Here is a 25,055-nt window from a genome sequence, read left to right on the forward strand (position 1 = left end):
GGCTCGTTTGCGCTCGTTGGTATCCCGAAAGAAAAGAGACAACCCAGTCGGTGAAGGATAAACGTGAACCTCAAGCCACAAATCAAGCGGGGGATAATATTCCTCAAATTGCACCACGACCTGTTCGCTCAGCGATCGTCGATATTGGAATTCAAACTGGGTTTCGATTATGTCTGGGAACGATTCCCATATCGTTTTGCCCAGCATTGCTTCTAAAGGAGTTTGCGTCACTCGCTCGGCGGCTTTGTTGGCGTAAGTAAAGCGAAAGTCGCGATCTAATGCCATAAACGCATCGGTAACGCGACCCAGAATCGTTCGCTCTCGCTGAGTGGCTTCTTGCCGTAGCTGTGCCAGCTTCAAACTTGCTTCTACCCTTGCCAACAGTTCACGCACTGAGAACGGTTTAGTTAGATAGTCGTCGGCCCCGGCTGCGAGTCCTTCAATCCGAGCTTCTTCGCCTGCGCGGGCTGATAACAGAATGACTGGAATGTCTTGAGTAGCGGAATTAGACCGCAGCGGCGACCCCTCCGGAGGCTTGCGAAGCAAACGCAACAACTCAAACCCATCCATCCCCGGCATCATCACATCGGTTAACACTAGATCGGGTGGATTATTTTGAATCGCTGTCAAAGCAGCAACGCCATCGGCAACGGTCTGAACGGTATAAGAACTACTCAAGAGCCGTCGAATATAATCACGCATATCAGCGTTGTCGTCTGCCAATAAGATTTTAGATTTTGAGGTTTCAAGGTTCGATAAAGCCGATTGCTTGTCAGATTCAGGCGTGAATCGGTCAGGATGATCGGCGAGTTCAGATGCGATCGACAAATCCATGCTTTGGGGTAGCCATCGTTGTGCTTCTTCGACATAAGGTATCGCCCCTAATGCAGTAGATGCTACGGTGCGGCTTGCTCGAATCCGCTCGATCGATAAATGCGCGGTTCCGGTCGGAATTGAAACCGTAAAGCAACTCCCTTGCCCAAAGGTGCTGGTTACTGCGATCGTACCACCCTGTAACTTAACGAGTTCTTGCACTAGCGATAGCCCAATACCAGATCCTTCAAAGCTTCGCCCTTGAGAGTTTTGAACGCGGTGGAAGCGCTCAAATAAATGCGGCAATTCATCAGATGGAATCCCGACACCTGTATCAGCAACCGATAATTCAACGTGAGAGGTTAGCCACTGTAATCGCACCGTAATCGATCCAGATAACGTGAACTTAAATGCATTTGATAAAAGATTGAGAACGATTTTCTCCCACATTTCGCAATCGACATAAATCGCTTCGGGCAATGGTGGAGTGTCCACTATTAATGACAGTCCCGCCTGTTCTATCAGCGATCGAAAGGCGCTTGCAAGGTCTGCCGTATAAAGGGCTAAATCGACAGGTTCATAGACTGCCTGCACTCGCCCCGCTTCAATGCGCGAGAAATCAAGCAGCATATTCACTAACTTTTGGAGTCGCAAACCATTGCGCTGCACCAGGTTTAATTGTTCCCGTTCATCAGGCTGCAAGCGGTTGTCTAGCGTGGTTGACAACTCTTCGAGCGGACTCAGCATCAGCGTGAGCGGGGTGCGGAATTCGTGAGAGACATTGCTAAAAAACACGGTTTTGGCACGATCGACTTCTGCCAACGCTTCCGATCGTTTGCGTTCTTCTTCATAAGCATTGGCGTTAGCGAGGCTGGCTGAAATTTGCGCTGTCACTAGATCAATAAATCGCTGATAGTTGTCGTCAAACAGCCGGAATGGGTTTAGCCCAGCCACCAAGAATCCTACCCTTCCGGTTTGACTAGATGGCATGCCTTCAGAGTTACGTAAGACCCCGATCGGTGCAACGATGGCTTGGTGGGGCGATCGTTGCCAAGCCCCCATCGGCAAATGGTCAAATATCGTTTCTAAATCTGAAATTAGACGACCCTTTTGAGTTTTGAAGACTTCTGCAAACTGCCAAATCGAATCGGCATCGAGATCAAAACTTTTAGAAGCCGCGACGTGACGGCTATTTTGTAGTTCCCCAGAAGAGTCATCAATGCCGCAGGTTCCAGCCAGAAAAACAGACTGCTGATCAGAATCGATCAGATAAATCATCGCAAACGGCAGATCGTAGGGATTCGTTTCTAAACAACTCATACTCCGCGTACAGGCTTCATCAAAGGTGCGGGCATCTGCGGTTTTGGCTGCCAGTTCTCTGAGCAGGGTCAATTGCCGCTCTCCAATGATGCGCTGTGTGTCATCGGTGTTAGCACAAATGATGCCGCCAGTTTCGCCATTATCATCTGGCACCGGACTATAGGAAAATGTGTAATAAGTTTCTTCTGAATAGCCGTTACGCTCCATAATCAGCAACAGCGCTTCGTCGTAAGTGCCCTCGTTTTTGAGCATTGCAGACTCGGCGCGCGGCCCCACCTGATCCCAGATTTCTCGCCAAACCACAGAAGCGGGTTGCCCTAGTGCTGTTGGGTGTTTGCCTCCTACGATCGCTCGATAGGCATCGTTGTAAAGGTTAATCAGGTCATCACCCCACCAAACAAACATCGGTTGTCGAGAGGTCAGCATAATGCGGACGGCAGTTTTGAGGCTTTGCGACCACTGCGCTGGCGAACCCAGTGACGTTTCTGACCAGTCTATTGCTCGCATCAACGCACCCGTCGCACCTCCACCCGCGAGAACGTTCTCGATTTTTCCTTGCGGCGATCCTTCTGAGTTTTGTGAAGCAAATCGTTCAGTCATTTCCAGTCCTTTCTACTAACGTCACAATTATTTTGACTAATGCTTCTAGATCGTCAGGTTTAGTCAGGTGTTTTTGAAAGCCCGCGTTGAGTGCCTGCTGTTGATCATACTCGCCCGCGTAGGCGATCGGGGCAATGGCTGGATCGCTATAAAGTCTGACGATATCGTGCTCGATCGTCACTCTCAGCCATGATTAAAATCATTTTCTGTCTGTTCCATGTTTAAAGATGTTGTTGACCGTTTGAGACTAGATGAGCTTAAGGTTGCTCGGTTTGTTCGTCAAAGTAATCTTCGAGAAGCGTTTGAGCGCAGACTTGATGAAATTTGATCGGTGAATTTTTGAGTTCATGCAGCATCGCTTTTAGCTGCATCAGCGCCAGCGACGAAGGCTGCGATCGATTGTTTTCCCACCGATTAATCGTGGGGAGAGTCACCCCTAACTTTCGAGCAAACTGCGCTTGGGTTAGCCCTAACAGTTGACGCAACTGACGGATAACAATGCCAATTTCGCTTTGAGGCTTGGCTAGGGGACTAGACGTAGTTGCCATAGATTTACCTACACGCTCTGATCAATAACACATTAGATGATGCATTATTGATCAAAAGGCATAGGATGTTTGAAAAGCATCTATCGCTTGAGGTAGATTTCGGGCAGTGCAATGCTAATAAAACTGCTAGATTCTCGAATGAAAACCGCCCCTACGTAGATTAAAACAACGCGTAGAGGCGGAAGAAATTTAAGATAACGTCAGTCCGACAGAAGTGGGTTGCTCCGGTTGTGAATTCGAGAAGCCCCCTAAATCCCCCAATTTGGGGGACTTCAAGCCAAAATTTCCGGTTCAAAGTCCCCAGAATGGGGATTTAGGGGGCAGAAGGCGCTGACAACGAAGCGAAAAACCTCGTCGAACTGATTTTGGAATGGTCGATTCCGAAGGTGGCAACGATCTCACACTCATGCAGATCTGTCGCGTAGATCAAATGGATATCAAAAAGAAACACACGACAAATCATCAACTCGCAGCACCGATTGTTGTCGAAACATCTGCTTATATACTGTCCGAATTTGTTCGATACTGTTGTGATGTTTGTTGTTGAGTGGATAGACCAACAGCAAAAGCTTTGACTTCTCTTTAACAACCGCTCGATTGGGTGCTTTAAATTGACCTGTTGCACTCAACACCGTCAAGCCATCTGGAAATAGGGGCGTGACTTGGCGATCAACAAAGCGCTGAAACTCTGCCTCGGTTATGACTGAGCGATCGGGTTTTGACAAACCAAACAATAGCTCAGTTCTGGCAAAAGTTTTTCCAGTAAGCTGCTGACAACTCTCTTGTATGTTCAACTGTTCGACGGGTGCCTGTTTAGCAAAGGCAGTCAGAACAACGACTATAGAACTTGCGGCTAACCCAGTGCCCAAAAAGATTCCGAGTGTGGTGCCACGCAGTTTGAATTTCATATAATCAACGTTGAGCTAAATGGACAAATGTTGATGTAAGGGCACAGCATTGCCATACCCTATACTGACGATCGTCCCAATTTACTCATTAAAGGGGTTTAAGCCATCAGCCCTCGCTGAGATCAACTGCTTCAGCACTTCTGGTTGCGAAGAGGCAAGATATTGAGCCGCGAAGGTGGGTGGTAAGAACTCCAACAATTGTTGATTTTCAACCCACACTTCGATCACGCTGAAATAGTCCAGGCGATTGCACGACGCGACCCGCCAGCCTGCACGATTAGCAATCTCGTGAATTTGCGCCTCGGAGGTCGGCACTGAGATCGCCGCATGAAAAGCGTTATAGGTCTGAGCCTGGGAAGTTGGGTTCTCGAAAGTGCTTTCAGTTCCCACCCCTGGCGTAATCTCAGTGCCGCGTGGAAGCACCTCGATCATGGTTCCGTGTGGGTCAAGAGTCAGCGCAATATAGCTGCCTTCATGATGCGGAAATGGCACCGCTTGTCCCTGGCACATTTCAGCTAGAACTTTAGCAACCTGGAGCGGCTGATTTGCCGCGATCGAAACATGATGAATCATTGTAAAACTCCTAAATTTGAAGTCAAAGTTGTCAAGTTGTCTGCCATTGCTACTAGGGTTGCAAACGCCCAAGTAGAGAACTTGGCTATTCAATCGATCGACATTGTTGCTTTTCACGCTCAGTCAGTTGTGGTTATGCAAGTTAATCTCGTAAATTTCTGAGGCTGGCTCCTTCGACTCCACCATCAAAAACTCATGCAATTCCTTAATGGGAATGGGAGCGCTATAAATATCAGATTGAGATTCGTAAACCTCTTGAAACGACTCAATTGCCTGCTTCAGTTTTGTGATTGCGCTATCCTGCGTGTCGCCCTGTCCCACAATGCCATTCTCTAAACATAAGGCGACCTAATAACCCCTACTTTGGCGCAGAACAACGGTGTAAAAATCCATTTTGACTGCCCCTATCCAAATAACCTTATTTTCGCATTGTAGAACAGGTTTGATTGCTCCGCTGATATCCTCAAAATGCACCTAAACCTTGCGGTTACTTGGCGATCGCATCCCACCAATGACTTGTCAAATCCACCTCAACTGAGAACTTGAGGTCTAACGATTGAGTTCAGCGGCGGCGATTAAACTTAGCCTCACCACCGACTATATCTATTTCGCCGCTGCAACGATTTGTTATCTTGCCGTCGCGGTTGCAGATTATGCGGGAAATCCTAAAGCTTTTAGAATCAATGGCAATAATTTACTACAAGCTTCCACGATCTTGGCCGTGTCAGGCAGACTTTTCAAGGTCGCGTCAAACATCTTCATCGCTTTTCGCACGATTCCTTCCCGTTTTTCAGGTTCCTCAGCTTTTTTTGCTTCAGCCAGAGATTTCACCTGTTCTAACAAGTCTGATTTATCTGGAGTGGAAAGATCTGCATCAGATTCAATCGCCTGTTGTAACTGAGTTAGAAGTGTTTTGATGCTTAACTGTTCTGGTTCAGACGACTCAGGTAGTTGATTAATCGTGTTCGTAACATTACCGCTAATCTCGCCAAGATTGACCACACCATCGCCACTGCTCACCCCGCTGATATTGGCATTATCGCCTGCATTGATGTTAATTCCTCTGTGTTCCGGCATAAAATCTCCTTGAACAGTTTCAACATTAAAGGTTGGCTGATGAAGTGCGGTTTGAATCATCTGCTCTAAGCTGCGAATGCGATCGTCCTTTTCCGTCAGCAAGAGCAATCGCGTCTCAGATAATGCTCTGAGTTGATTGTAATCACCAAAGTATTCTGAACTTAGTTCTGATTTATCGACTGTCGGCGCTGTCCGCACCTTTAGATTGAGGCTATTTTGTCCCCGTTTCTCCATTGCCACGATCTCCAAATTGGCTTCTGGATGATTCTGGGACAATTTTTTGAGGGCGATCGAAACAGCACGAGGGTCAACATCCTGGCTATGGTACAAATCCAGGGTATCAAAGAACGGCTGAATGAAATCAGCAAACTCGCCTTCTGCAAAGGTTTCCCGTAGATTATCCGGCTTCCGTAAAGGATTTGGGTTTGCCTTGGTTGGAACTCGCATGTAAACATAATCACACTGCACCTTTTCCAGGTTGGTTGTGCTGGTAATGCCCCAATCCTCGATATAAACTCCGGTGAGAATTGCTCCGGTCAGATCAGCTCCTTCCAGTTGCGTTTGCTTCAGAATTGCTCTCGAAAAATTTGCATTTCGCAGATTGGAGTGATTGAGGTTAGCCCCCATGAATCTAGCATCTTGTAGGTTAGCCCCTTGCAGATTGACTTTTTGCAGGTTAGAAAAATCAAAGTTTTGATCTTGCCCATTAAGAGTTGTAATGAGTTGTCTAAGATATTGATTATTCAGATGCCTCAACCTAATTTGGCATCTCTCTAGTCCCCTTGCCTGAAACCAACAAACAGAATCGAGAATAGCTTCTCTAAAGGTGGTGTGGCCAAGATTGGCTTGAGTAAAATTTGCACCTGTCAAATCTGCGCCAAGAAAACTTGTACCTCCGGTACTAATGATCGAGAACTTCATCAATTCATCTGTTATACCAATCAATACAGTTGTAAATGCACCGAAAATTCTACTGCCTCTAGCATCTACAACAGCGGATACTGTTCCAGATTTCGTTCCAACTCCAGCTAGAACAATACATCCGATTAAGGATAAGCCTACGGGGATACAGCCTACAGCGATAATAAAAGGCGATATACTCCCTGTCGCAAATCTAGAGATGGCCAGAGATAATACTAAAGATGTTCCTCCAACTACTCCTACAGCTATGCTTGCAGTCAAAGCAAGAGCTAAAGTTCTATAATAAAAACCATAATAAGAACCACAATAAGAACTTGATGCTGCAAAGGCTGAAGTACCAATCACGGTGATAGATGCAATAGCAACAATAACAGCAGAGTTTGAAAGTATAGCTAGAATAACTAGTACTACCAATAAACCAGTAGCGATAAACCAACCACCGCGCAATCCTGCTTTCACTCCAGTCAAATCTGTATCTTTCAAAATGGTATGACTGAAGTTAGCCCCTCGGATATTGGCATAGCTAAAGTCACTTCCAGAAAGGTCTTTACCTTTTAGGTCTTGTCCACACAAGTTAGCACGCTGAAAGTTACGCTCTCCAGCCGCATAGCGTCGTAGTAGCTCTTTGGCTTTCATCAATCACAGGCTCATTTGCAATAATCTAGATCAAGCTACTTTTGTTACCTGCCCTGAAGAAGTCTTAATTGAAACTAACGAAAGCAAATGGTGAATCTCACTTTGTTTTTGAGTATTCATCGATCGCACCTTCTCTTCAAAGGCAGATCGCGCGATCGCATCATTCATAATCCGAGAATGCAGAATCGCTGTCCATTCCGTTGCCCGTTTAACCAAATCAGGCATCACTTGAATAAACGCTTGCACCTGTTCTTGCACATCAAAGGACTCCAGAAGATGAACCAGACTAAACATCACTTCCGGTTGTTCGCAGGCATCATCTAGAATTAGGTGTAGGCTGGGCAAATTCGCAGGGTCAGGATTTTGGGCCAGCTTTTCTAAAGCGTGTTCAAACAGGGTGACTTCATCGGGCGATCGCAGCAACCGATTCGCTTTTAGCACATCAATTAGCGGATTCGGACTCATACAACACGCTCCTACTTTTCAAAAACACCAACCCAGGCTGATTTGTTCAGACGCACCAGCGATTGTAAACTACGCTTCATCCCTTCAGTGTAAACGCCTTGACGCTGATAGAGCGATCGTAAATCTTGAACTTCTCTAGCCAGCACCTGTCTGGGTTGAAGACTCAAGTCTGGAGATTGCCCGTAGGATAGGGTTTGCCTATGGCGACCTCCAGCACCCGGTATAGGATGTTCCATCATAATAGCTATCCCCAGATTTCGCGTATAACCCGAAGCTCTAGCCACCATGTATGCATTAGATGGGACATGATGTGGAGTCAGATTATCGCCTCTGCGCCCAAGTTTCAGTAAATCTCCATAACGCCCTACCGCTCCTTCACCTGCCAATAGCCCAGAAATACTGCCTTCCTCCAATACGCCACTGATTTTCAGACATCTATAAATTTACACCAGGGGATAGGCTTTAATTTTTCTATATTGAAAAGTTATAAGCGTTCCAGGTCGATTGGATTACAAAAATTCACAGACAATCTTCCAACCACGCCCTCACCGATAACTCAAGGCTGGATAACCTAGTTGAGCCGCAACCGCAAGCGGTTCTGCTCACTGACAAAGAATGTGGATTCGGTTGTCGGTTCCAACGCTAGTTAGATCGTAGCGTCACGAAGATTTTAGTACATAGTGCAAGCGAACTAAATGGCGTTGCCGATCTAACGATTGATTATACGGAAACTTTCCGTGTATCTCCCCTCACTTTTCATCAGAGATCCTAGAGAAACGGTGCTTCGCAGTTCCCCAAAGAGGTGTCGCCTGCACCTTCCCATTGAGGTAATCGCGCCCCTCAAAAATTCAGCATTCCAAAAAAGCAAAAACTCCTGTAGAATACATCGCAGTGATGGAGTCGTGCCCCGAAGTCTGATGTGGCTATCAGAACTCCGAGGACTTCCATCCTAAGTTAGCGTTCATAACTCAGGAGGCGTTCATGATTGTACACCGTCAGCTTTGCGATGGGATCTTGGAAGGGTGGAATCAAGATCCAGCAAGTCTTTTATACCCGTGCAGAATGTCTGAGACTTCAGCATTCTCATCCTCTTTGACTTAACAGAGAGGACAAACAACATGGGAGCCAGGAATATCTTTCCTGGCTCGATCGCGTTCACTGTTGAGTTACAGTTCTCGACGATGAAACGCTATCGAGTCACCGTTACTTTGGATTTGCAAGAGCGTTTGATCTTTCTGTCGTCTGGCATTCTTCCTAATGTGATCGATTCTATTGAGGAATTTGTTTCACAACTGAGTACGATCGCCTCAAATCAACTAGCAGCGTTCAAGTGGGATGGCACTAGTGACTTGACGACAGAATATCAAATTGTGCGAGTGTTGCCGGGATATCAAGTAGAACGTTCTCTCGTGAAGTTCAACATTGTCTTGGGCAACAGTTCACTGATTTACCTGGAGGAATTGCACAACAAAACTACGATTCAACTGTAGAACGTTGCAGATTAGGGAGTCGTTAATCGTGTGTCGGGTCAAAGTTCTTTTCTTCACATACACGCGGCTCTCTAAATTTCCTAAGTCTACTGAAACGAGAAGAGAAATGGAAAGGCAATTGTGTTGTTAGAGACAATCCCACTGAGTTTAATTAATGAACCATGCCCTAAACACTGGTGTAAACCCGTTGATAGTAGGTTTGATACTGCGAGGAGAGTAGAGGTTGCCACCAGTCAGGGTGAGCGAGATACCACTGAACGGTTTGTCGCAACCCACTCGCGATCGTTTCACGAGGAGTCCAGCCCAACTCGGTTGTGATCTTGGTGGCATCAATGGCGTAGCGGCGATCGTGTCCCGGTCGGTCTTTGACAAAGGTAATTAGACGACGACAAGGGCGCACAGGTAGCTCAGGTGCAAGTTCTTCCATCAAATCGCAAAGCATGTGAACTAGGTCAATATTTTTGACTTCGTTGTTGCCTCCAATGTTATAGGTTTCGCCAAGTTTACCTTGATGAATGACTGCATCAAGCGCCCGACAATGATCGGCTACAAAAAGCCAGTCTCGAATATTTTGCCCATCTCCATAAACGGGTAAAGGCTTACCCATCAAGATGTTGATGCAGATCAAAGGGATTAGCTTCTCTGGAAAATGGTAAGGGCCGTAGTTGTTCGAGCAATTTGTAATCAGCGTGGGTAAGCCGTAAGTATGGTAGTAGGCACGCACTAAATGATCGCTACCTGCTTTAGAGGCAGAGTAAGGACTGTTTGGCGCAAAAGGAGTAGTCTCTGTAAAAGCAGGATCATTGGGTTCTAGGCTGCCATAAACCTCATCGGTAGAGATGTGCAGAAATCGATAGTCGATCGGTTTCTGGTTGGCTTTCCAGTACTGGTGGAACGCTTCTAAAAGCGTGAAGGTGCCGACAATATTCGTGCGAATGAACGCATCGGGTTCTAGAATCGAGCGATCGACGTGCGACTCAGCCGCAAAATGGACGATCGTATCAATAGCTCCTGCTTGCAGAAGTGCGTCAACTAAGAGACGATCGCAAATATCTCCCTGAACAAATCGCAGCTTGTTCACTGAAGTTTCTAAGCCTGCCAAGTTTCGCCGATTGCCTGCATAGGTAAGGGCATCAAGGACGACAACGCGGTCTTGTGGATAAGCAGCGCACCAGTGATGGACGAAGTTTGAGCCAATAAATCCGGCTCCACCTGTAATCAATACTTTCCGAGGCGTTCTAGCAGTATTATCGAGATTGTTGTGCATGATGATCACACTAATTCAATTTGACAGTCATCCCCAATCAGAAAGCGCAAGGCTTTGGGTCGTTGCGGCGCAACCGTGAGATGAGCGCGTTGCCCAATTACGCTATCGACAATGCGGTGATGCACCCCGTTGATTTTTGCCCCTTGCAGAATCACACTGTGTTCGAGATCAACATCAATCAGGGTGACTTGATCGGCAACACTGCTATAAGGGCCAATAAAGCAATTTTCGATGTAGCAATCGTTGCCGATCGCCACAGGGCCGCGAATGGTACAGTTGACGATTTGTGATCCTGCCCCAATCTCAACTCTGCCAATAATCTGGCTTTGAGCATCGACCCTTCCCACCACAGCAGAGGTGAGGCAGCTATCGAGAATGATTTGATTGGCTGCCAGCAGATCATCTTTTTTCCCCGTGTCTAACCACCAGCCTTCTAGCTCAGAAGCTTCGACTCGCTTTTGCTGATCAATCAAAAATTGAATCGCATCGGTAATTTCGAGTTCACCGCGCAGGGAAGGCTGAATCTCAGTGATCGCGTGGTGAATCGCGCTCGAAAAGAAGTAAATTCCGACCAGCGCTAAGTTTGAGGAAGGAACCTTTGGCTTCTCGACTAGCTGAAGGACTCGCCCCTGCTCGTCTAGCTAGCTGGGCGACCCCAAACGCGCTAGGGTTGGCAACGGCTCTCAAGGGAATCAGGGCATCCAGCGTTTGAGCTTTAAAGCGATCCAAAAACTCCGCTAACCCTCCCTGGATCAGGTTATCGCCCAAGTACATAATGAACGGGGCATCTCCTAAAAAGGGTTGAGCCACCTTAACGGCATGCGCCAAACCCGCAGGCTGTTCTTGCAGAATGTAGGTAATATTGGCCCCGAAGCGATCGCCATTTCCGGTCTTGGCTTGCACTTCTTCGCCCGTTTCAGGGCTAATGACAATGCCGATCTCCGTGATCCCAGCGGCAACAATGCCTTCAATGCCGTACCAGAGAATGGGTTTATTGGCTACCGGAACGAGCTGCTTTGCGCCTGTGTAAGTCAGCGGTCGCAAGCGTGTGCCCTTGCCGCCTGAGAGAATGAGTGCTTTCATCGTTTTGTTTGTAAAAGAGTGGCATTGTTGGCTCGAAGCTCAATCAGCATCTGTCTGAGCGCTGTTCTCCAGTGAGGCGGATGGGTTTCTAGCAGGGTAGAGATTTTTGCACAACCGAGAATCGAATAAGCAGGACGCTGGGCTGGGGTGGGATATTCAGCCGTTGTAATGGGAATCACAGACTGAACTTTTAAGGGAAACCCTAGTTGTTCAGCTTCCTCAAAAGTCGCGATCGCAAAATCGTACCAACTTGCCGCTCCACTATTGGTGAAGTGGTAAGTTCCCGAAGTCTCCGGGTTGAGTTTAGGAATCAGTTGCGCGATCGCGTGCGCGAGATGGTTGCTCCAAGTCGGGGTGCCGATTTGGTCAGAGACGACGCGAATTTGTTCGCGTTCAGATCCTAGCTTCAGCATGGTTTTCACAAAATTACTTTTCCCATAAGCACCATAAACCCAGGCAGTTCTCAAAATGATGTAACTGTTTGTTTGATTGGCAGGGCGATGCAGCCACGCTTGCTGAAGAGCTTGCTCTCCGCCTAATTTAGAGTGTCCATAAACACTAATTGGGTTAGTAGAATCTTGCTCGGTGTAGGGCGTGTTTTTCTGGCCATCAAACACATAGTCCGTCGAAATATGAATCAGATCCGCACGGGTGCGACCTCCATCCGATACATTGGAAAAAACCGATTACCTTTTGCTCCATAAGGGTTTTGAGTGCCTGTAAAATTGATCAATGAATAATCAAAAAGACTACTGTGAAATCGTTCAAAAACCTTATCAGCAGGAGGCTTGAGTCACTTTAGTATCAGGTAGAGGTCGCACCCATCCGCACCCAGTTGTTGAGCAGATTTCGCCATGACTGCGGGGGCGATCGCATTAATGGCTGCTGCGGCGGCAGAGTCGGTTTCGGCGCGATCGACGGCCGTGTAAGCAGCCGCATTCACAATCAAATCAGGCTTGACTTGATGAATGATTTGCTGAATGGTAGCAGGCTGGGCTAAGTCCATAGTGTTCCGCCCCACCCCAATCACCACCCCTAACGATCCAAGTGTTTTCTGAAGTTCCTGTCCCACTTGTCCATCGTTGCCCGTGAGTAAGATGCGTCTCATACAAAGAGTTCGGCTGCTTTGAAGGGTTGACCTGCTTGATCTTTCAGTCCACGCAAAACATTCCGCGTAGAGCGAGAGTGATTGTCTTGAACGAAATGAGCCGTGATTCCCGCTTTCTCAGAGAGCGTTTTTTCGTTGTAGCTTTCAAAAAAGCAGCCGCGATCGTCTTGGAAGACACGAGGAAGGATCAAGACATCAGGAATAGAGATCGGTAGAACGTTTATCATCAGCCTTGAGAATAGTTCGGTTCGTGGTTAATTAAAAGGGTTAATGGCGATCTGCCAGTCTAAGTCTTGGGGGCTGAGAGGGATTGTAGCGTTTGCAATTTGAGTCCCATCCATGAGCCACAGCCCAACTTCACTGGTGCGAAAGCTCACTACTAGACATCTTTGATTTTTCCTAATAGGATTTGATTTTTCCTAATAGGAGATAGTATTGCAGCCCGTTGGTATCTTCCCTAAAAGCGAACACCTAGTTTCTGATCTTCAAAACAACCGATCGACAGGGGACTGGATCACTGAAACAGTGAATTCACGAGTCGAGAACGTAGGCTTGCTTTCGTAAACCTGATTGTTCTCGCAAGTGCGTAATTCTAAGTATCGAAGAAATTACAGCTAAAATTAGCTACTTCATATAATCTTCACCAACAAATAATTTTAGCTTTTGCCCTTTCCTTATAGGGAGGTTGAGTTGCAGAGATAGTCGCAGCTTTTTGTGGCATGGATTTGTAAAGACTTAGAAAAGGCAAAAAGTCTCCTATTGCTATTTTCTTTTTATCTTGGTTTAACAGTGAAAATACTGAGGAGTAGTCTCTACTCAGCATTTTTTGAACGCGCTTGTTCAACGGGTAGAGAGTGTCAAATCTTCATCAACCTTAGATTTTATGGTCAGGACGACTGCAACAGATTTTTTAATTCTTGCTCACGGTGTTGGAGGCGTTCGGCTAACAGATTGACCACAAACCGATGAACATTTGAAGCTAAAAGCGGATCAGAGGCTTCAATCTGCTCAAACGCCTCAGTCGATAGAAAGTAGACTGTGCTGGGTTTATCAGCCACGACAGAGGCCATCCGCAGCGTCTTGCGATAGAGACCCATTTCTCCGATCGTGTTGCCCACTGTGTAGGTGCGAATCCGTTTGGTTTGCCCCTCGCCCAAGTCGAGCACCACGCTTACTTGACCTGACCCAACAAAATATAAGCCATCAAACGGGTCGCCCTGGTGAAATAGATAGTCTCCTTCTGCAAAGAGCCGATCTTCAAGCCGACTCATCAAGCGATCGACCTGAATCGGATCTGAAAAATCTGCTTTGAGGTGTTCAGAGAGCGATCGGGCTTCTAGCTCACTCAGGTTGCTGGCGGCGAGAACCTGCTGCTCACACCACTCAAGCCCGCGATCTAAATCTGCAAAAACGTGAGAAAACGGGTCATCGGCTTCGAGACAGTCGCCTTGCTTAAGTCGCTGCATGGCTTCATGAGACAGATCGGTAAACAGCAAATGTACCTGTTTTGAGGTGGCGACTTGCTTAAGTTTGGCAAAACTGAGCACGGCGGAGGCATCCAATCCACTCACCAGCCGAAAGTCTAAAATCACAAATCGAACGGCGATCGCGGTCGGGTGATCGATGCGATCGCGAATCTGGGTCAACAGTTTGTTGGCGGTGCCAAAAAAGATCAGCCCTTGCAGTTCTAGAAGATAAATCTGTTCGCCTTCAGCATCTAAAACGTCTAGTTCTTCAGAGATTCGCATCACATTGCTGTGCTGGAATGCACCTGAACCCACTCGTTTTGTGACGGATAACTGACTGTAGTTGACCACAAATAGCACGATCGCGGCGATCAGTCCGATGCCGATGCCTTGCAGGTAGCCAAGGGTGCCCGTCACCACCACAATCAGCACAATAATCGCATAGTCCGATCGCGAGAGTTTGAACCAAGCTTGATAGAGCCATTCATAGAAGAATTCCAATCCGAGCAGCAGCGGAATGCCCACCAAAACAAATTTAGGAACGAGCGAAAGCAGTGACGCACCTCCTAACAGCATGGCTAAACAGATTCCGGTAATCGTCCAGCCCACGATGCGCCGGGTGCCGCCTAAATGACGAGCCAGCGTGTTTTCTCCCGAACTGGCAAATCCACCAATGCCGCCCCCCAAACCAGAGGCGATCGAGGCAGCCCCCGCCACTTTTAGCTCATGATTAAGGTCAAGATCGCGAGAGGCAGCCAGCTCGATGCCATTGGCGTTGAGCAACAGCGCCATTGACTCTATGAGCCAGAGTGCGGCTAGACTCGGCAACTGCTTCAAAACAACGCCCCAATTTGCCTGAGTCAGCGCCGGAATCGTTGTAAAGCGGTAAAGGCTGCCAGGGGGAAGCGTTCCTAAAAGCAAACTGCGATCGGTAGCTTGCTCGATCGAGGTGCCCGTCATCGCCAAAGCAACGTAAAACAGAATGAACGCGATCGCGATAATGCCGGGGATAACTAAAAAGTGATCGATCAGTTGAGGAATTGCAAACATTGCCACTGCAAAGATCAGAGCAGGCACCCACTGAAGCAGCACGTCGGGTTGAAAGAACGCTGAAAGAGTTAAGTGATGAAAATCAAGCCCTCCGATCGAGTGCATCGCTCCTTCAATCAGCAGCACTCCTGTACCTGCAAGAAAGCCGCCGACGATCGGATAAGGAATAAATCGGACAAAGCCACCGAGTTTGAACCGACCCAGCAAGGTAAAGATAATGCCACCTGCAACGGCATACAGCACGATCGTCGCCGTGAGCGTTAATAATTTATCTTCGGGTGAGGCGTTGGGCATCTGATCGAGAATTTGTCGAGCAACCAGACTTAACACTGGAATGCTCGGCTCTGAAACCGTTCCCACAATGGCAGGATAAGCGCTAAATGTCGTCACAATCAGACTCACCATGGTTGCACTAAACAGCATCAACCCAGCGCCAAACGGCAGCGCATTTGAGAAGTCTCCAGAGAAGATCACTGAGGCAAATGAGACGACTGTGATCACGGTCAAAAGCCCCATCGTGCCGCCTGTGGTGAGGTTTAAGACTAGAGGATGGGCGGCGGGTCTAGAATGCGGTTTAGTAGTCACTTTTTATAAATGTGAGATTATTAGGACGTGATAGCGTTTTTGCAGAACTTATTAATACTACAAGTGTTTTAGAATCAAAATTTCTAAATAGGGCTGGCATCCATCTGAGGATAGAATTTTGAGATCCATAAGTGATAGATTACATACTACAAAAGCGATCGCTAGGAGTATTTGAAGATGGAACTGCAATCAGCCTTTTACTGGGCAGACATTCAAATTAAGCAGTTTTTTCAAGACTTGTTAAATGCTTTTAATAGCAGCTTGTTCACGTTTGCAGGAGAGAAATTTTCTCTGGGGTTGGTCGCGGGATTAATCACTCAAGTAATCATTGTTTTAGTGCTGGCAAATATAGTTAAGCGACTACTAAAGGAACGAATTTTGCCCGGCTTTAAACTAGAAATTGGTACACGAGAATCACTTTCAACGATCACTAGCTACATCATTACAGCAATTGGCTTTCTCATCGTGCTAGAGACGGCTGGTATTAATTTCAGTTCTCTAGCGGTGTTTGCGGGCGCGATCGGCATTGGGGTTGGCATTGGGTTGCAGAACTTGTCCAGCAATTTTATCAGTGGTCTAACGCTGCTATTTGAGCAACCGATTAAAGTAGGCGATTATATTGAAGTCGATAAACTTGCAGGAACGGTCGAAACAATTGCCATTCGATCGACCACAATTCGCACAGTTAACGGTGTATTTGTGATTGTGCCTAACAGCCGCTTTCTCGACAACAATGTGGTGAATTGGAGCTATCGCGATCCTAAATGTCGGATTGAGATTCCGGTGCGGGTTGCCGAAGAGAGCGACTCGCTAACCGTGTTAGAAGCGCTGCTAACGGCGGCTCGTCAGGAGCCAAGAGTTTTGCCGTCTCCATCGCCAGAGGTTTACTTTAAGGGAATTGCAGAGGACGCGCTCACCTTTGACCTGATGGTGTGGATTCGTGACCCGATCGAGATGGATGCGATTAAGAGTGCCCTCCGATTTTTGATCGAGGCAGAATTTCGCGATCGCGCCATTGATCAGAACATAGCCACTAAGCTGACGATCGAGAATCTGCCCTCGCTGGCAGCCCTGCTGAGATCCTCTCCAACAAACGAGTTTGCGGTAAAAGCGGGTGACTCAGAGATGGCTGAAATGCCGATCGGGGGCTGGATGTTGCGCGATCTGTTGCGAAAAGTTAGCTATTTTCAACAGTGCGGTGAGATCGAGCTACGGCAGGTGATTGAGAAGGGCTATCGTAAAAAACTGCCGATCGGCGAAACGATCTGTCGAGAGGGCGATCCAGGTGATTCATTTTATATTATTCTGTCAGGTTCGGTGGAGGTGTTTATCGAATCGATCGACAAACAAGTTGCTGTTCGCAGGGCAGGCGAGTTTATTGGTGAAATGTCGCTGCTCATGGGTACGCCGCGCACTGCTACTTTGCGAACATTAGAAGAAACCATTTTGTTTGTTGTTGATCACGGTAATTTGCAAAACCTGTTAAAAAATAACCAAGGGTTAGCAGACAAGATTGCAGAAGAATTATCTGATCGCCAAGAAGTGTTAAAAAGTTTAGGCATTACGATCGATACCACTACAAAAGAAGGAACCTCCTTTGATCAAATTCGTAGAAGAATTCAATCTATTTTCGGAATTTAACAAAAGGGATATTGAGCGATCGAATACGTCCTCATCTTTCTAGCCCTGGGGGGATGTCAAACAACCTACACTAGGGCAGGATTCCAGGGTGATATTGTAAGACGGATTACAGATAAAACAGTGCAAGATAGCGATCGCCTAATACCAATTTTGGAGGCAATTGTGACCGATCGTTCAATCCGATGGGGCATGGTAATGGACGGGGCATGGCATATTCTCATGCGGATTTTGTTGCATGCACAAATCAATTTGGTATGACTTTATGCTGATGCTGTTGTTTTATGCTGGCGATAATCTTTATGCTCTCGATAGCGCTCATGTGATAGAAATTATTCCGATGGTTGTGCCACGAAAAGTTGATCACGTTCCCAATTATGTTGCAGGTATCTTTAATTATCGAGGCGGTTTAGTTCCGATTATCGATTTGTGTCGCTTGCTTCACGGCACCGATTGTCGCCCGCGATTTAGCACTCGCGTCATTATGGTTCACTACCCTGCAAATGATGGCAAAGATCATCCATTAGGGCTAATGGCAGAACGGGTGACTGAAACGCTCAGTAGACCTGACCTCGATTCAAAAAAAGCGTCTCAGGTGGGTGACGTGCCTTATCTAGGAGACCTATTCATGGATGAGAAAGGCATGATTCAACAGATTCACTGGCAGCATTTAGTGTCAGGTGACCAATCTGCACCGTTGTTTATCGGAGGAAGCGATCGGGTGAATGGTACAGGACGCAATTGAGACGCTGCTAAGGCAGAAAATTGGCTTAGATGCTAACAGCATTGGGTCTAACACGATCGCTCGTATGGTCGATCGACGCAGATTAAGCTGTGGGTTGCTCGATCGCGCCGCTTATCTCTCGCACCTACAATCATCGCCTCAAGAGTTGGAGAACCTGATCGAAGCGGTGGTGGTGCCAGAAACCTGGTTTTTTCGCGATCGTGAACCGTTTGTCTATCTATGCCAGTTTGTGATTGAGTGGCGATCCGCACATCCTGCTGGCGTGTTTCGGGTTCTCAGTGCGCCCTGCTCGACTGGAGAAGAGCCTTACTCGATCGCCATGACGCTATTAAAATCTGGGTTGACTCCTGCTCAGTTCAAGGTTGATGCAGTTGATATTAGTCAACGAGCACTGCTGAAAGCAAAGCGAGGGATTTATGGAAAACCGTCCTTTCGAGGCGGTGGCGTGGCGGATCAATTGCGCTATTTTGAACCCGTCGAGAGCGGACACGAAATTCGCCCGTTTGTCCGCAACACCGTCAACTTCATGCAGGGAAATTTGCTCAATCCTGTTTTTTTATCTGGAGAAACCTATCACGCAATTTTCTGCCGCAATCTTTTGATTTATCTCGATCGTGCGTCTCGCAATCAAGTGATTGAGCAGCTAGATCAAGCTTTAGCGCCATCAGGTTTATTATTTTTGGGAGCGTCAGAAACGGCGCAAATCACTGCCAAACACTTTACGCCAATCCGTCATCCGTTTGCGTTTGGCTATCGCAAAGAAAATCGTCAAAATGATCGCCCACTGTCCACGATCGTTCCCTCAGCGATCCCGGCTCCCGTTCCTAAACCTGTTTATTCTGAACCGATTCCTAAACTTGAAACGGCTCAACAACTTGCCGATCGGGGACAGCTTAAAGCAGCGATCGCGGTATGCAAATCTTATTTAACAATTCATTCAACCGATGATCAAGCTTATTTGCTGTTAGGTGAAATCCATCAGGGACTTAATCAGTCTGAGCAAGCAGAACAGGCGTTTCAAAAAGCTATTTATCTTAATCCCAAGGCTTATGAAGCGATGACTCATTTGGCATTGTTAAAAGAACAAAGGGGCGATCGGGCAGGGTCAGCTATCTTAAAACAGCGCATTCAACGATTGCTCGACACTCAACATTAAAAAGTAGAAAGCTTTGCCTGTGCTTAGTAATTTGTCGATTTACTTAAAGATTTGGGCACCTTGACATCACAAGCTTCATGGCAGTTTGAGAAAGCCCCTTTAATCTGAGATATGCGAGAAATTCTAATCATCGGCAAGGGTGCCCGATTTACCCGACCTGAGTTGAAAGCTGACCCCCAAACCTATCCAGTGATCACGCCCACCGCAGCAGTGGGTATTCTCAGTGCAATCTACTGGAAGCCTGAGTTTTGGTGGCGAATTCGAGCAATCACCATTCTGTCTCCGATTAAGATTGTTCCAATTACTTATAACCATATTCAGAGTTCTAGTGATAAAAGTGTTGATATTCGAGACATCAAAAACGTGAGAATGCAGCGTCGATGCACAGAACTGCGAGACGTATGTTATCGAATCAGTGCGGAGATCGTCGCACTGGATGGCAACCCTAATAAACATCTAGGAGTCTTTAGAGAGCGGCTCGATCGAGGAAAGTTTTTCAAGCAGCCTGTGATGGGGACTTGTGAACACTTCGCAACGGTTCAATGGGACGATGGACGGGAACCAGAAGTGCTGATTAACAAAGACTTTGGGTATATGCCCTGGTACTTCCAACCGCAGCTTAACCTTAAGTCTCAATATACGGCTGTGTCACCTACGCAGAAGGGTCAATTAGTCGGAATTAATCCCCACTTCAATCAATTTAGAGCGATCGCTAAAGACAGTGTGATTACTGTTCCAGCCTATGAATATGAGACATTTTAACAATGCTGAGAGAACTGTATAACTTATCAAAATCGAATCATGGTTTGACGTTGAAGCCAGAAGGTTACAACACATTAAGGATATATTATGTCATTACATTGAGCGCGGATGGAAAAGCTCTTTCTGTCGAGATTCTAGACAAGAAATCGAGCAAGTTAGCAGTGCCAGACTATTCCAAACGCAACTTCCTTGGCAATAGCTTAATTGCGTCTGAAAATGCCGAATATCTATTTGGGCTAGGAACTAATGGTGAAAAATGTCAGAAAGCTTTTGTCGAGCTACATCAGGCGGCATTTGATCAAACTGCTGAACCTGCGATCGCTGCCATTCTTAAGTTTTCCGAAGCTGGCTCAGACGCTTTTATTACTGATCAGCCTGAGATGGCTAGATGGCTCTGTACAGAGAAATCTGGCTCATCTTCAATTCCAGCCAAATTACGCGCAGTCTTTTTGTACGAATCTAATCCCACCTATGTTCACGACTACCCCAATATCCAGGAGTTTTGGGGAATTTATGGAGCATCTCCAAGCACTAAACCCGGACGATGTGCCATCACGGATGCAGACGAAATCTTGACCGCAAACTTTCGAGGCATTAAGTTTTCGGGTAGCAAAGCGCTTCCGATCACATCCGCCCAACACAAGTCTACGCGCAGCTATAGTGGCAAGCTGGATGGTAAGAGCGATATCTCTTATGCAAATCTTTCTGTCAAAGCTTACAGTGCTGCAAACACAATGCTGTCGGCACTTCTAGCCTCACCAGACAACTGCTTTCGCTGTGATGAGTCTAACTATCTCTACTGGTGCGAGGGGGTTCCAGCCCGATCGGTCATGTTGTCCAAATTGTTGGGTGCTGAAGATGCTCCTGCTCAACCTGCTGACGTGAAAGCTTACTTGGCGAATATTTTTAGAACTAAGCTATCCCCTCAGCAGATGAACACGACTGCGTTCTACCTGATTAGGGCTAGACCTAGTAAAGGGCGACCCTTTCTCGATGCAATCACCGAGCGCACAGTTGGCAGTGTAATGAGCAACACGACGCAGTTTATCGAGTGCCAACTCGCTCAAGGGGGGAAAGCTTACGGAGTGTGGATGTTGGCAAAGTGTTTGCAGCCAAAAGGGGCGAAAGATGCTCTGAGTGCGGATGTGGATGCTCTGGTATGCCATGCGATCGATGGCACATCTCTACCAACTTCTTTCAGCGCTCGGCTACTGCAAAGGGTGATGCTGTCACCTCCAAAGCGAGTGCATTTTGCGCTACTCAACTTATTGATCTACACAAAAACGATGAATCTCAGTACGCTCTCACTATCAGAAACACGCGCCTATCGTGCCGGACAACTCTACAACACGCTTGAGCGTCTATCTCACAATCGAACCGACGGGTGGTATGAGGGAAAAACGAATATCGACAGGTTATACAACACCTTTTTGTCGATGCCCGCGATCGCACTCACACGAGCAATGGCGCTCATTCCTAGCTACTCAAAGGTTGCCAAAAATTACGACTTTCAAATTCAGCGGATTTCTGAACTCTATAAGCTGGAAGACGATGCGCTGTTTACCCTGCCCAAAACCTTCACTGTTACAGAAAAACAGCTATTTCTGGCTGGCTATCAAGCCGAATCTCACGCAGTTCGAGTCGCGATCGCACAATCCAAAAGTTGAATTCTCTTGGTAATCGAAACGCTTCTGTAATCCGATCGACAACCCTATCTGTTAAACATCAACAATGGAAACTCAATCTCTCTCAGCTATTTCTAATCCCGATGTTCGTCACGACTTTGTGATGGTTTTTGATGTGACGGATGGTAATCCCAACGGCGATCCAGACAACGGCGGTGAACCTCGGCAAGACCCGATCGATATGCGGGGCATGTTTAACGAGTCGCTTTATATTGCCAGTGGCACCGCACTTGACGCGCCTCAACTTGCTGCAATTGCTGATGCTGAGAAAGCAAATGGTAAAGATAAAAGTGCAGTTGCTAAGTCAGCGCGTCAACTAATTTTCGAGCGTTTTATCGATGTCCGATTGTTTGGTGCGGTGCTTACTCAAATTACAAAGATTGGGAATGGCGGACAAGTGACCGGTGCGATTCAGATTGACACCGCCCGATCTGTGACTCCGATCGAGATTCGCCGGGATGGTATCACTCGTTGCGCTGGGGCAACCGAAAAAGATGGACTCAATCAAAATATGGGCGCTCAGTTCCGCGTACCCTATGGGCTTTACACCACAATGGGTACTTACAGTGCTGCTCTCGCTAAAGCCCAGGGGAACCCTATCAGTGCTGAAGATTTGGAGAAGTTTTGGAAAGCGCTGGCGCTTCACCTTGAACTCACGCCTTCCACGATGCGAGGACGAATGATTTTGCGAGATGTCCTTGTATATACCCACGAAAGCAAGTTTGGCAGTGCTCGTACAGAAGATTTACAAGCTGCATTGAGTATCAAGACGGATGTTGAGTCTCCTCGTTCGATCGAGGACTATACCATCACGATCGCTGAAACTCCCAAAGGGGTGACGATGACTCGGCTGCGAGATGTTTTAGTATGACTCAACCCATCGCGCGTCCAGGACAACTGTTGTCTTCTCACTTGCACGGCGTGAGCGAGAAGACGATCGCGAGGCTTCCCATCACTCTATCTGAGCTTGGACAAGTTGCTGGGTTATTGCATGACATTGGCAAATACAATCCTCAATGGCAGGCGTGGATTAATGCGATCGCCGTTGGAGCCTCTCCGACTAACCATCCGAGTCATGCTCAGGCAGGTGCATCTTGGGCAACTAAGCAGCTAGGGGTGTTGGGGAACATAGTTGCGCTGTGTGTTGCAGGACATCATCGTGGGTTGTATGACCTTGATCAACTCGACGGGGTTCTAAAAGCCTATGACAGTCAGATCGAGGCGGCGATCGCTCAAACTCCCTCTGAGTTTCTCCCTTCAGCACTGGATATCACTAGAGAGCAATTGGAGACCGCTTATGGCGAAAGTGGCCCTCAACTCTCGATGCTGGTTCGCATTTTGTTCGGAGCGTTGATCGATGGCGATCGTACAGATGTGGCTCAACTTGAGGGCACTTTACCCGCTACGCAGTTTGCAAAAATCGCAACTCTACAGGACAACTTAGCGACTCACGTTGCTGAATTCTCTGGGACTTCACCCGTGAACTTAGCTCGAAAGCGTTTCTATGATGAGTGTCGTCAATTTGCACAGAAAGTATCACTGCATAATGGTGGGGGCATTTTTGACTTAACTGCACCTTGCGGCTGCGGAAAAACGCTTTCAGGCGCTCAACTTGCCCTTGATATTGCGAGTCGGCTGCATAAAGATCGGGTGATTTACGTCGCTCCGTTCATCTCTATTTTGGAACAAAATGCTTCAGTTTTAGCGAAGGTATTAGGACGTGAAAATGTCTTAGAACATCACTCTAATTTCGATCCCAAGTCTGAAGCCTATGAACACAAAATAGCGGGAGAGCGATGGTTACACCCGATCGTAGCGACTACGGCTGTTCAGTTTCTTGAAAGTTTGTTTGAGAACTCTGCTCGACGTTGCCGGAAGCTGCCCAGTATTGTTAACTCGGTGATCTTTCTCGATGAAACTCATACGATTCCGACTAATGTTCTGAAACCAGTGATGGAGTCATTAAAGATTTTGGCAGCGCACTGGGGTTGTGTGGTTATTTTATCGAGTGCATCACAGCCCGATTATTCACCATTTTGCGCCAACATTACCCCAGTGATTGCTAACCCCGATTACTACTTCAAGGAGTTCAAACGGGTGCGGTATGAGGTAATGGGAAAAGTGAGTTGGCTCGAAATTGCCGCTCATCATCATCATCAAGCGTTGATTGTGTGCAACACGATCGCGGCTGCCCGTGATGCCTATCGAGCGCATAAAGGATCTGTCTTACTCACTGCTCTTTGCCCCCCGATTCACAGACGCGAAATTATTGCTGATGTCCGGCAAAAGCTTGAAGATGATGATCCGATCGTCCTATGTGCGACTCAGCTAGTAGAAGCTGGAGTAGATCTCGATTTTCCGATCGGATACCGCATGATGGCGGGGCTTGATTCAATTATTCAGGCAGCAGGTCGCGTTAATCGAGAAGGTAAGAACCCGGAAGGCGTGTTGCGAATCTTTTATTCAGAGATTGATTATCCAACTATGCCTGAATATCAGCAGCGCATTCGGATCACCAAGCAACGTTTAGATGTGGGCGACGACTTACAATCGCCAAACTGTATCAAGGCTTATTCAAAAAGGCTTTATTCGGATTCTGACACTGATGAATTGGAAATCATTTCAAAGCTCGATCGAGTTGAGATTGAGAGTGTTGCAAAAGCTTTTAAGCTGATAGATGAGCAGATCAGCGTGTTGGTTCGGGTGCCCCATCATGAGATTAAATTTGATAGCGCTCTAACAAGTCGTGATTTTAGAGCTTTGCAAGGTTTCACGATCGGGGTTTCTAAGTCACGATTTGATAAAAATATTGCCAACATCAAAGATGTAGAGGGTTTCTATGTGTGGTGCGGTGGTTATGATTGGGGTGCTGATATGGCGCTTTGAGGTGTGCCATCCAACTATTTAACAGGTGGCGATGGCTAAACGCGAGGCTAAGGGCATCGGAACTGGTCGTAGTGAGGGGTCGAAGCGTACTCAATTTGTGGGGAAAAAGGTTACGGTTCCAGTTACTTTTTCATGCACATTGCCGATCGATAAAGCTGCGATCGCAAAGAAGTTAAAAGGGCGGGGGAGCAGAGTAAGGCGGTTGATCTTAAAATATTGGGACGAATTTATCGACGAGAGCGCGGATGGGTAGGTGTTTGTGATGAGGTTTTA

General features: G+C 47.1%; 23 protein-coding genes and 1 pseudogene. 8 read left to right on the top strand and 16 right to left on the bottom strand.

The features are described from left to right. The 9 genes from BRW63_RS18690 to BRW63_RS18730 form a co-directional block, all read right to left on the bottom strand. Positions 1-2,733, bottom strand: a 2,733-nt coding sequence (locus BRW63_RS18690; protein ID WP_083583064.1) for an ATP-binding protein, incomplete at its 3' end; no start/stop codon positions are given. Then, a complete protein-coding gene (locus BRW63_RS18695) occupies positions 2,726-2,914 on the bottom strand; it encodes a response regulator (RefSeq protein ID WP_073073825.1) in 189 nt (62 codons plus the stop codon). The genes BRW63_RS18690 and BRW63_RS18695, both read right to left, overlap by 8 nt. Positions 2,915-2,990: 76 nt before the next feature. After that, entirely contained in the window at positions 2,991-3,281 is a 291-nt protein-coding gene (locus tag BRW63_RS18700; protein ID WP_073073826.1) for a helix-turn-helix domain-containing protein, read from the bottom strand. Between the two features lie 437 nt (positions 3,282-3,718). Beyond that, positions 3,719-4,189, bottom strand: coding sequence for a DUF3574 domain-containing protein (locus BRW63_RS18705; RefSeq protein ID WP_073073828.1), 471 nt, complete (start codon positions 4,187-4,189; stop codon positions 3,719-3,721). Positions 4,190-4,270: 81 nt separating this feature from the next. Continuing rightward, complete coding sequence (locus BRW63_RS18710; RefSeq protein ID WP_073073829.1) at positions 4,271-4,762, bottom strand: hypothetical protein; 492 nt, start codon at positions 4,760-4,762, stop codon at positions 4,271-4,273. A gap of 123 nt (positions 4,763-4,885) precedes the next feature. Then, entirely contained in the window at positions 4,886-5,083 is a 198-nt protein-coding gene (locus tag BRW63_RS18715; RefSeq protein WP_219898627.1) for a hypothetical protein, read from the bottom strand. 330 nt (positions 5,084-5,413) lie between these two features. Continuing rightward, positions 5,414-7,396 (bottom strand): pentapeptide repeat-containing protein, encoded by a 1,983-nt coding sequence (locus BRW63_RS18720; protein WP_073073831.1) that lies wholly within the window; start codon positions 7,394-7,396, stop codon positions 5,414-5,416. Positions 7,397-7,426: 30 nt separating this feature from the next. Beyond that, positions 7,427-7,861, bottom strand: a complete 435-nt coding sequence (locus BRW63_RS18725) for an Imm30 family immunity protein (RefSeq protein WP_073073832.1) — start codon at positions 7,859-7,861, stop codon at positions 7,427-7,429. 11 nt (positions 7,862-7,872) lie between these two features. Continuing rightward, complete coding sequence (locus BRW63_RS18730; RefSeq protein ID WP_219898628.1) at positions 7,873-8,100, bottom strand: hypothetical protein; 228 nt, start codon at positions 8,098-8,100, stop codon at positions 7,873-7,875. Positions 8,101-8,979: 879 nt separating this feature from the next. Here BRW63_RS18730 and BRW63_RS18735 point away from each other — a divergent pair. Further along, positions 8,980-9,351 (top strand): hypothetical protein, encoded by a 372-nt coding sequence (locus BRW63_RS18735; RefSeq protein ID WP_073073834.1) that lies wholly within the window; start codon positions 8,980-8,982, stop codon positions 9,349-9,351. Positions 9,352-9,517: 166 nt separating this feature from the next. On the opposite strand, the gene rfbB is transcribed toward BRW63_RS18735, so the two are convergent. The 7 genes and pseudogenes from rfbB to BRW63_RS18765 all read right to left on the bottom strand — a co-directional run bounded on the left by rfbB (position 9,518) and on the right by BRW63_RS18765 (position 15,910). Continuing rightward, positions 9,518-10,618 (bottom strand): dTDP-glucose 4,6-dehydratase, encoded by a 1,101-nt coding sequence (gene rfbB / locus BRW63_RS18740; RefSeq protein WP_073073883.1) that lies wholly within the window; start codon positions 10,616-10,618, stop codon positions 9,518-9,520. A gap of 5 nt (positions 10,619-10,623) precedes the next feature. After that, positions 10,624-11,196: pseudogene (locus BRW63_RS29610) on the bottom strand (sugar phosphate nucleotidyltransferase); the annotation flags it as partial. Continuing rightward, entirely contained in the window at positions 11,144-11,701 is a 558-nt protein-coding gene (locus BRW63_RS29615; protein ID WP_262983551.1) for a sugar phosphate nucleotidyltransferase, read from the bottom strand. The gene BRW63_RS29615 and the pseudogene BRW63_RS29610, both read right to left, overlap by 53 nt. After that, positions 11,698-12,342, bottom strand: coding sequence for a dTDP-4-dehydrorhamnose reductase (gene rfbD, locus BRW63_RS18750; protein ID WP_083583066.1), 645 nt, complete (start codon positions 12,340-12,342; stop codon positions 11,698-11,700). Before rfbD ends, BRW63_RS29615 begins: the two co-directional genes overlap by 4 nt. Before the next feature lie 152 nt (positions 12,343-12,494). After that, positions 12,495-12,809, bottom strand: coding sequence for a sugar nucleotide-binding protein (locus tag BRW63_RS18755; RefSeq protein WP_073073837.1), 315 nt, complete (start codon positions 12,807-12,809; stop codon positions 12,495-12,497). After that, complete coding sequence (locus BRW63_RS18760) at positions 12,806-13,036, bottom strand: dTDP-4-dehydrorhamnose 3,5-epimerase family protein (protein WP_106254080.1); 231 nt, start codon at positions 13,034-13,036, stop codon at positions 12,806-12,808. Before BRW63_RS18760 ends, BRW63_RS18755 begins: the two co-directional genes overlap by 4 nt. Positions 13,037-13,696: 660 nt before the next feature. Next, positions 13,697-15,910, bottom strand: coding sequence for a SulP family inorganic anion transporter (locus BRW63_RS18765; protein ID WP_143162073.1), 2,214 nt, complete (start codon positions 15,908-15,910; stop codon positions 13,697-13,699). A gap of 177 nt (positions 15,911-16,087) precedes the next feature. Between BRW63_RS18765 and BRW63_RS18770 the strand changes: the two genes are divergently transcribed. From BRW63_RS18770 to BRW63_RS18800, 7 genes are all read left to right on the top strand, one after another. Beyond that, positions 16,088-17,551: a mechanosensitive ion channel domain-containing protein gene (locus BRW63_RS18770; protein ID WP_073073841.1), complete on the top strand. Its 1,464-nt coding sequence runs from the start codon at positions 16,088-16,090 to the stop codon at positions 17,549-17,551. Between the two features lie 235 nt (positions 17,552-17,786). Then, positions 17,787-18,293, top strand: coding sequence for a chemotaxis protein CheW (locus tag BRW63_RS18775; RefSeq protein WP_219898629.1), 507 nt, complete (start codon positions 17,787-17,789; stop codon positions 18,291-18,293). Continuing rightward, positions 18,274-19,449 carry a CheR family methyltransferase gene (locus BRW63_RS18780; protein WP_073073844.1) on the top strand — a complete coding sequence of 392 codons (1,176 nt, stop codon included), beginning with the start codon at positions 18,274-18,276 and terminating at the stop codon, positions 19,447-19,449. Before BRW63_RS18775 ends, BRW63_RS18780 begins: the two co-directional genes overlap by 20 nt. Before the next feature lie 111 nt (positions 19,450-19,560). Continuing rightward, positions 19,561-20,211, top strand: a complete 651-nt coding sequence (cas5, locus tag BRW63_RS18785; RefSeq protein WP_073073846.1) for a CRISPR-associated protein Cas5 — start codon at positions 19,561-19,563, stop codon at positions 20,209-20,211. A gap of 2 nt (positions 20,212-20,213) precedes the next feature. Further along, positions 20,214-21,878, top strand: coding sequence for a type I-C CRISPR-associated protein Cas8c/Csd1 (locus tag BRW63_RS18790; RefSeq protein WP_073073848.1), 1,665 nt, complete (start codon positions 20,214-20,216; stop codon positions 21,876-21,878). Between the two features lie 64 nt (positions 21,879-21,942). Continuing rightward, the gene (locus BRW63_RS18795; protein WP_073073849.1) at positions 21,943-22,767 is read left to right on the top strand and encodes a type I CRISPR-associated protein Cas7; all 825 of its coding nucleotides are present in this window, start codon (positions 21,943-21,945) and stop codon (positions 22,765-22,767) included. After that, the gene (locus tag BRW63_RS18800) at positions 22,764-24,782 is read left to right on the top strand and encodes a CRISPR-associated helicase/endonuclease Cas3 (RefSeq protein WP_073073851.1); all 2,019 of its coding nucleotides are present in this window, start codon (positions 22,764-22,766) and stop codon (positions 24,780-24,782) included. Before BRW63_RS18795 ends, BRW63_RS18800 begins: the two co-directional genes overlap by 4 nt. Positions 24,783-25,055: the final 273 nt, after the last annotated feature.

This window comes from Phormidesmis priestleyi ULC007 (assembly GCF_001895925.1).
GTDB lineage: Bacteria > Cyanobacteriota > Cyanobacteriia > Leptolyngbyales > Leptolyngbyaceae > Phormidesmis_A > Phormidesmis_A priestleyi_A.

Coding starts and splice junctions, on each gene's coding strand:
- BRW63_RS18700 (WP_073073826.1), bottom strand. CDS start 3,281: ATGGCAACTACGTCTAGTCCCCTAGCCAAGCCTCAAAGCGAAATTGGC.
- BRW63_RS18705 (WP_073073828.1), bottom strand. CDS start 4,189: ATGAAATTCAAACTGCGTGGCACCACACTCGGAATCTTTTTGGGCACT.
- BRW63_RS18710 (WP_073073829.1), bottom strand. CDS start 4,762: ATGATTCATCATGTTTCGATCGCGGCAAATCAGCCGCTCCAGGTTGCT.
- BRW63_RS18720 (WP_073073831.1), bottom strand. CDS start 7,396: ATGAAAGCCAAAGAGCTACTACGACGCTATGCGGCTGGAGAGCGTAAC.
- BRW63_RS18725 (WP_073073832.1), bottom strand. CDS start 7,861: ATGAGTCCGAATCCGCTAATTGATGTGCTAAAAGCGAATCGGTTGCTG.
- BRW63_RS18730 (WP_219898628.1), bottom strand. CDS start 8,100: ATGATGGAACATCCTATACCGGGTGCTGGAGGTCGCCATAGGCAAACC.
- BRW63_RS18735 (WP_073073834.1), top strand. CDS start 8,980: ATGGGAGCCAGGAATATCTTTCCTGGCTCGATCGCGTTCACTGTTGAG.
- rfbB (WP_073073883.1), bottom strand. CDS start 10,618: ATGCACAACAATCTCGATAATACTGCTAGAACGCCTCGGAAAGTATTG.
- BRW63_RS29615 (WP_262983551.1), bottom strand. CDS start 11,701: ATGAAAGCACTCATTCTCTCAGGCGGCAAGGGCACACGCTTGCGACCG.
- BRW63_RS18755 (WP_073073837.1), bottom strand. CDS start 12,809: ATGAGACGCATCTTACTCACGGGCAACGATGGACAAGTGGGACAGGAA.
- BRW63_RS18760 (WP_106254080.1), bottom strand. CDS start 13,036: ATGATAAACGTTCTACCGATCTCTATTCCTGATGTCTTGATCCTTCCT.
- BRW63_RS18770 (WP_073073841.1), top strand. CDS start 16,088: ATGGAACTGCAATCAGCCTTTTACTGGGCAGACATTCAAATTAAGCAG.
- BRW63_RS18775 (WP_219898629.1), top strand. CDS start 17,787: ATGCACAAATCAATTTGGTATGACTTTATGCTGATGCTGTTGTTTTAT.
- BRW63_RS18780 (WP_073073844.1), top strand. CDS start 18,274: ATGGTACAGGACGCAATTGAGACGCTGCTAAGGCAGAAAATTGGCTTA.
- cas5 (WP_073073846.1), top strand. CDS start 19,561: ATGCGAGAAATTCTAATCATCGGCAAGGGTGCCCGATTTACCCGACCT.
- BRW63_RS18790 (WP_073073848.1), top strand. CDS start 20,214: ATGCTGAGAGAACTGTATAACTTATCAAAATCGAATCATGGTTTGACG.
- BRW63_RS18795 (WP_073073849.1), top strand. CDS start 21,943: ATGGAAACTCAATCTCTCTCAGCTATTTCTAATCCCGATGTTCGTCAC.
- BRW63_RS18800 (WP_073073851.1), top strand. CDS start 22,764: ATGACTCAACCCATCGCGCGTCCAGGACAACTGTTGTCTTCTCACTTG.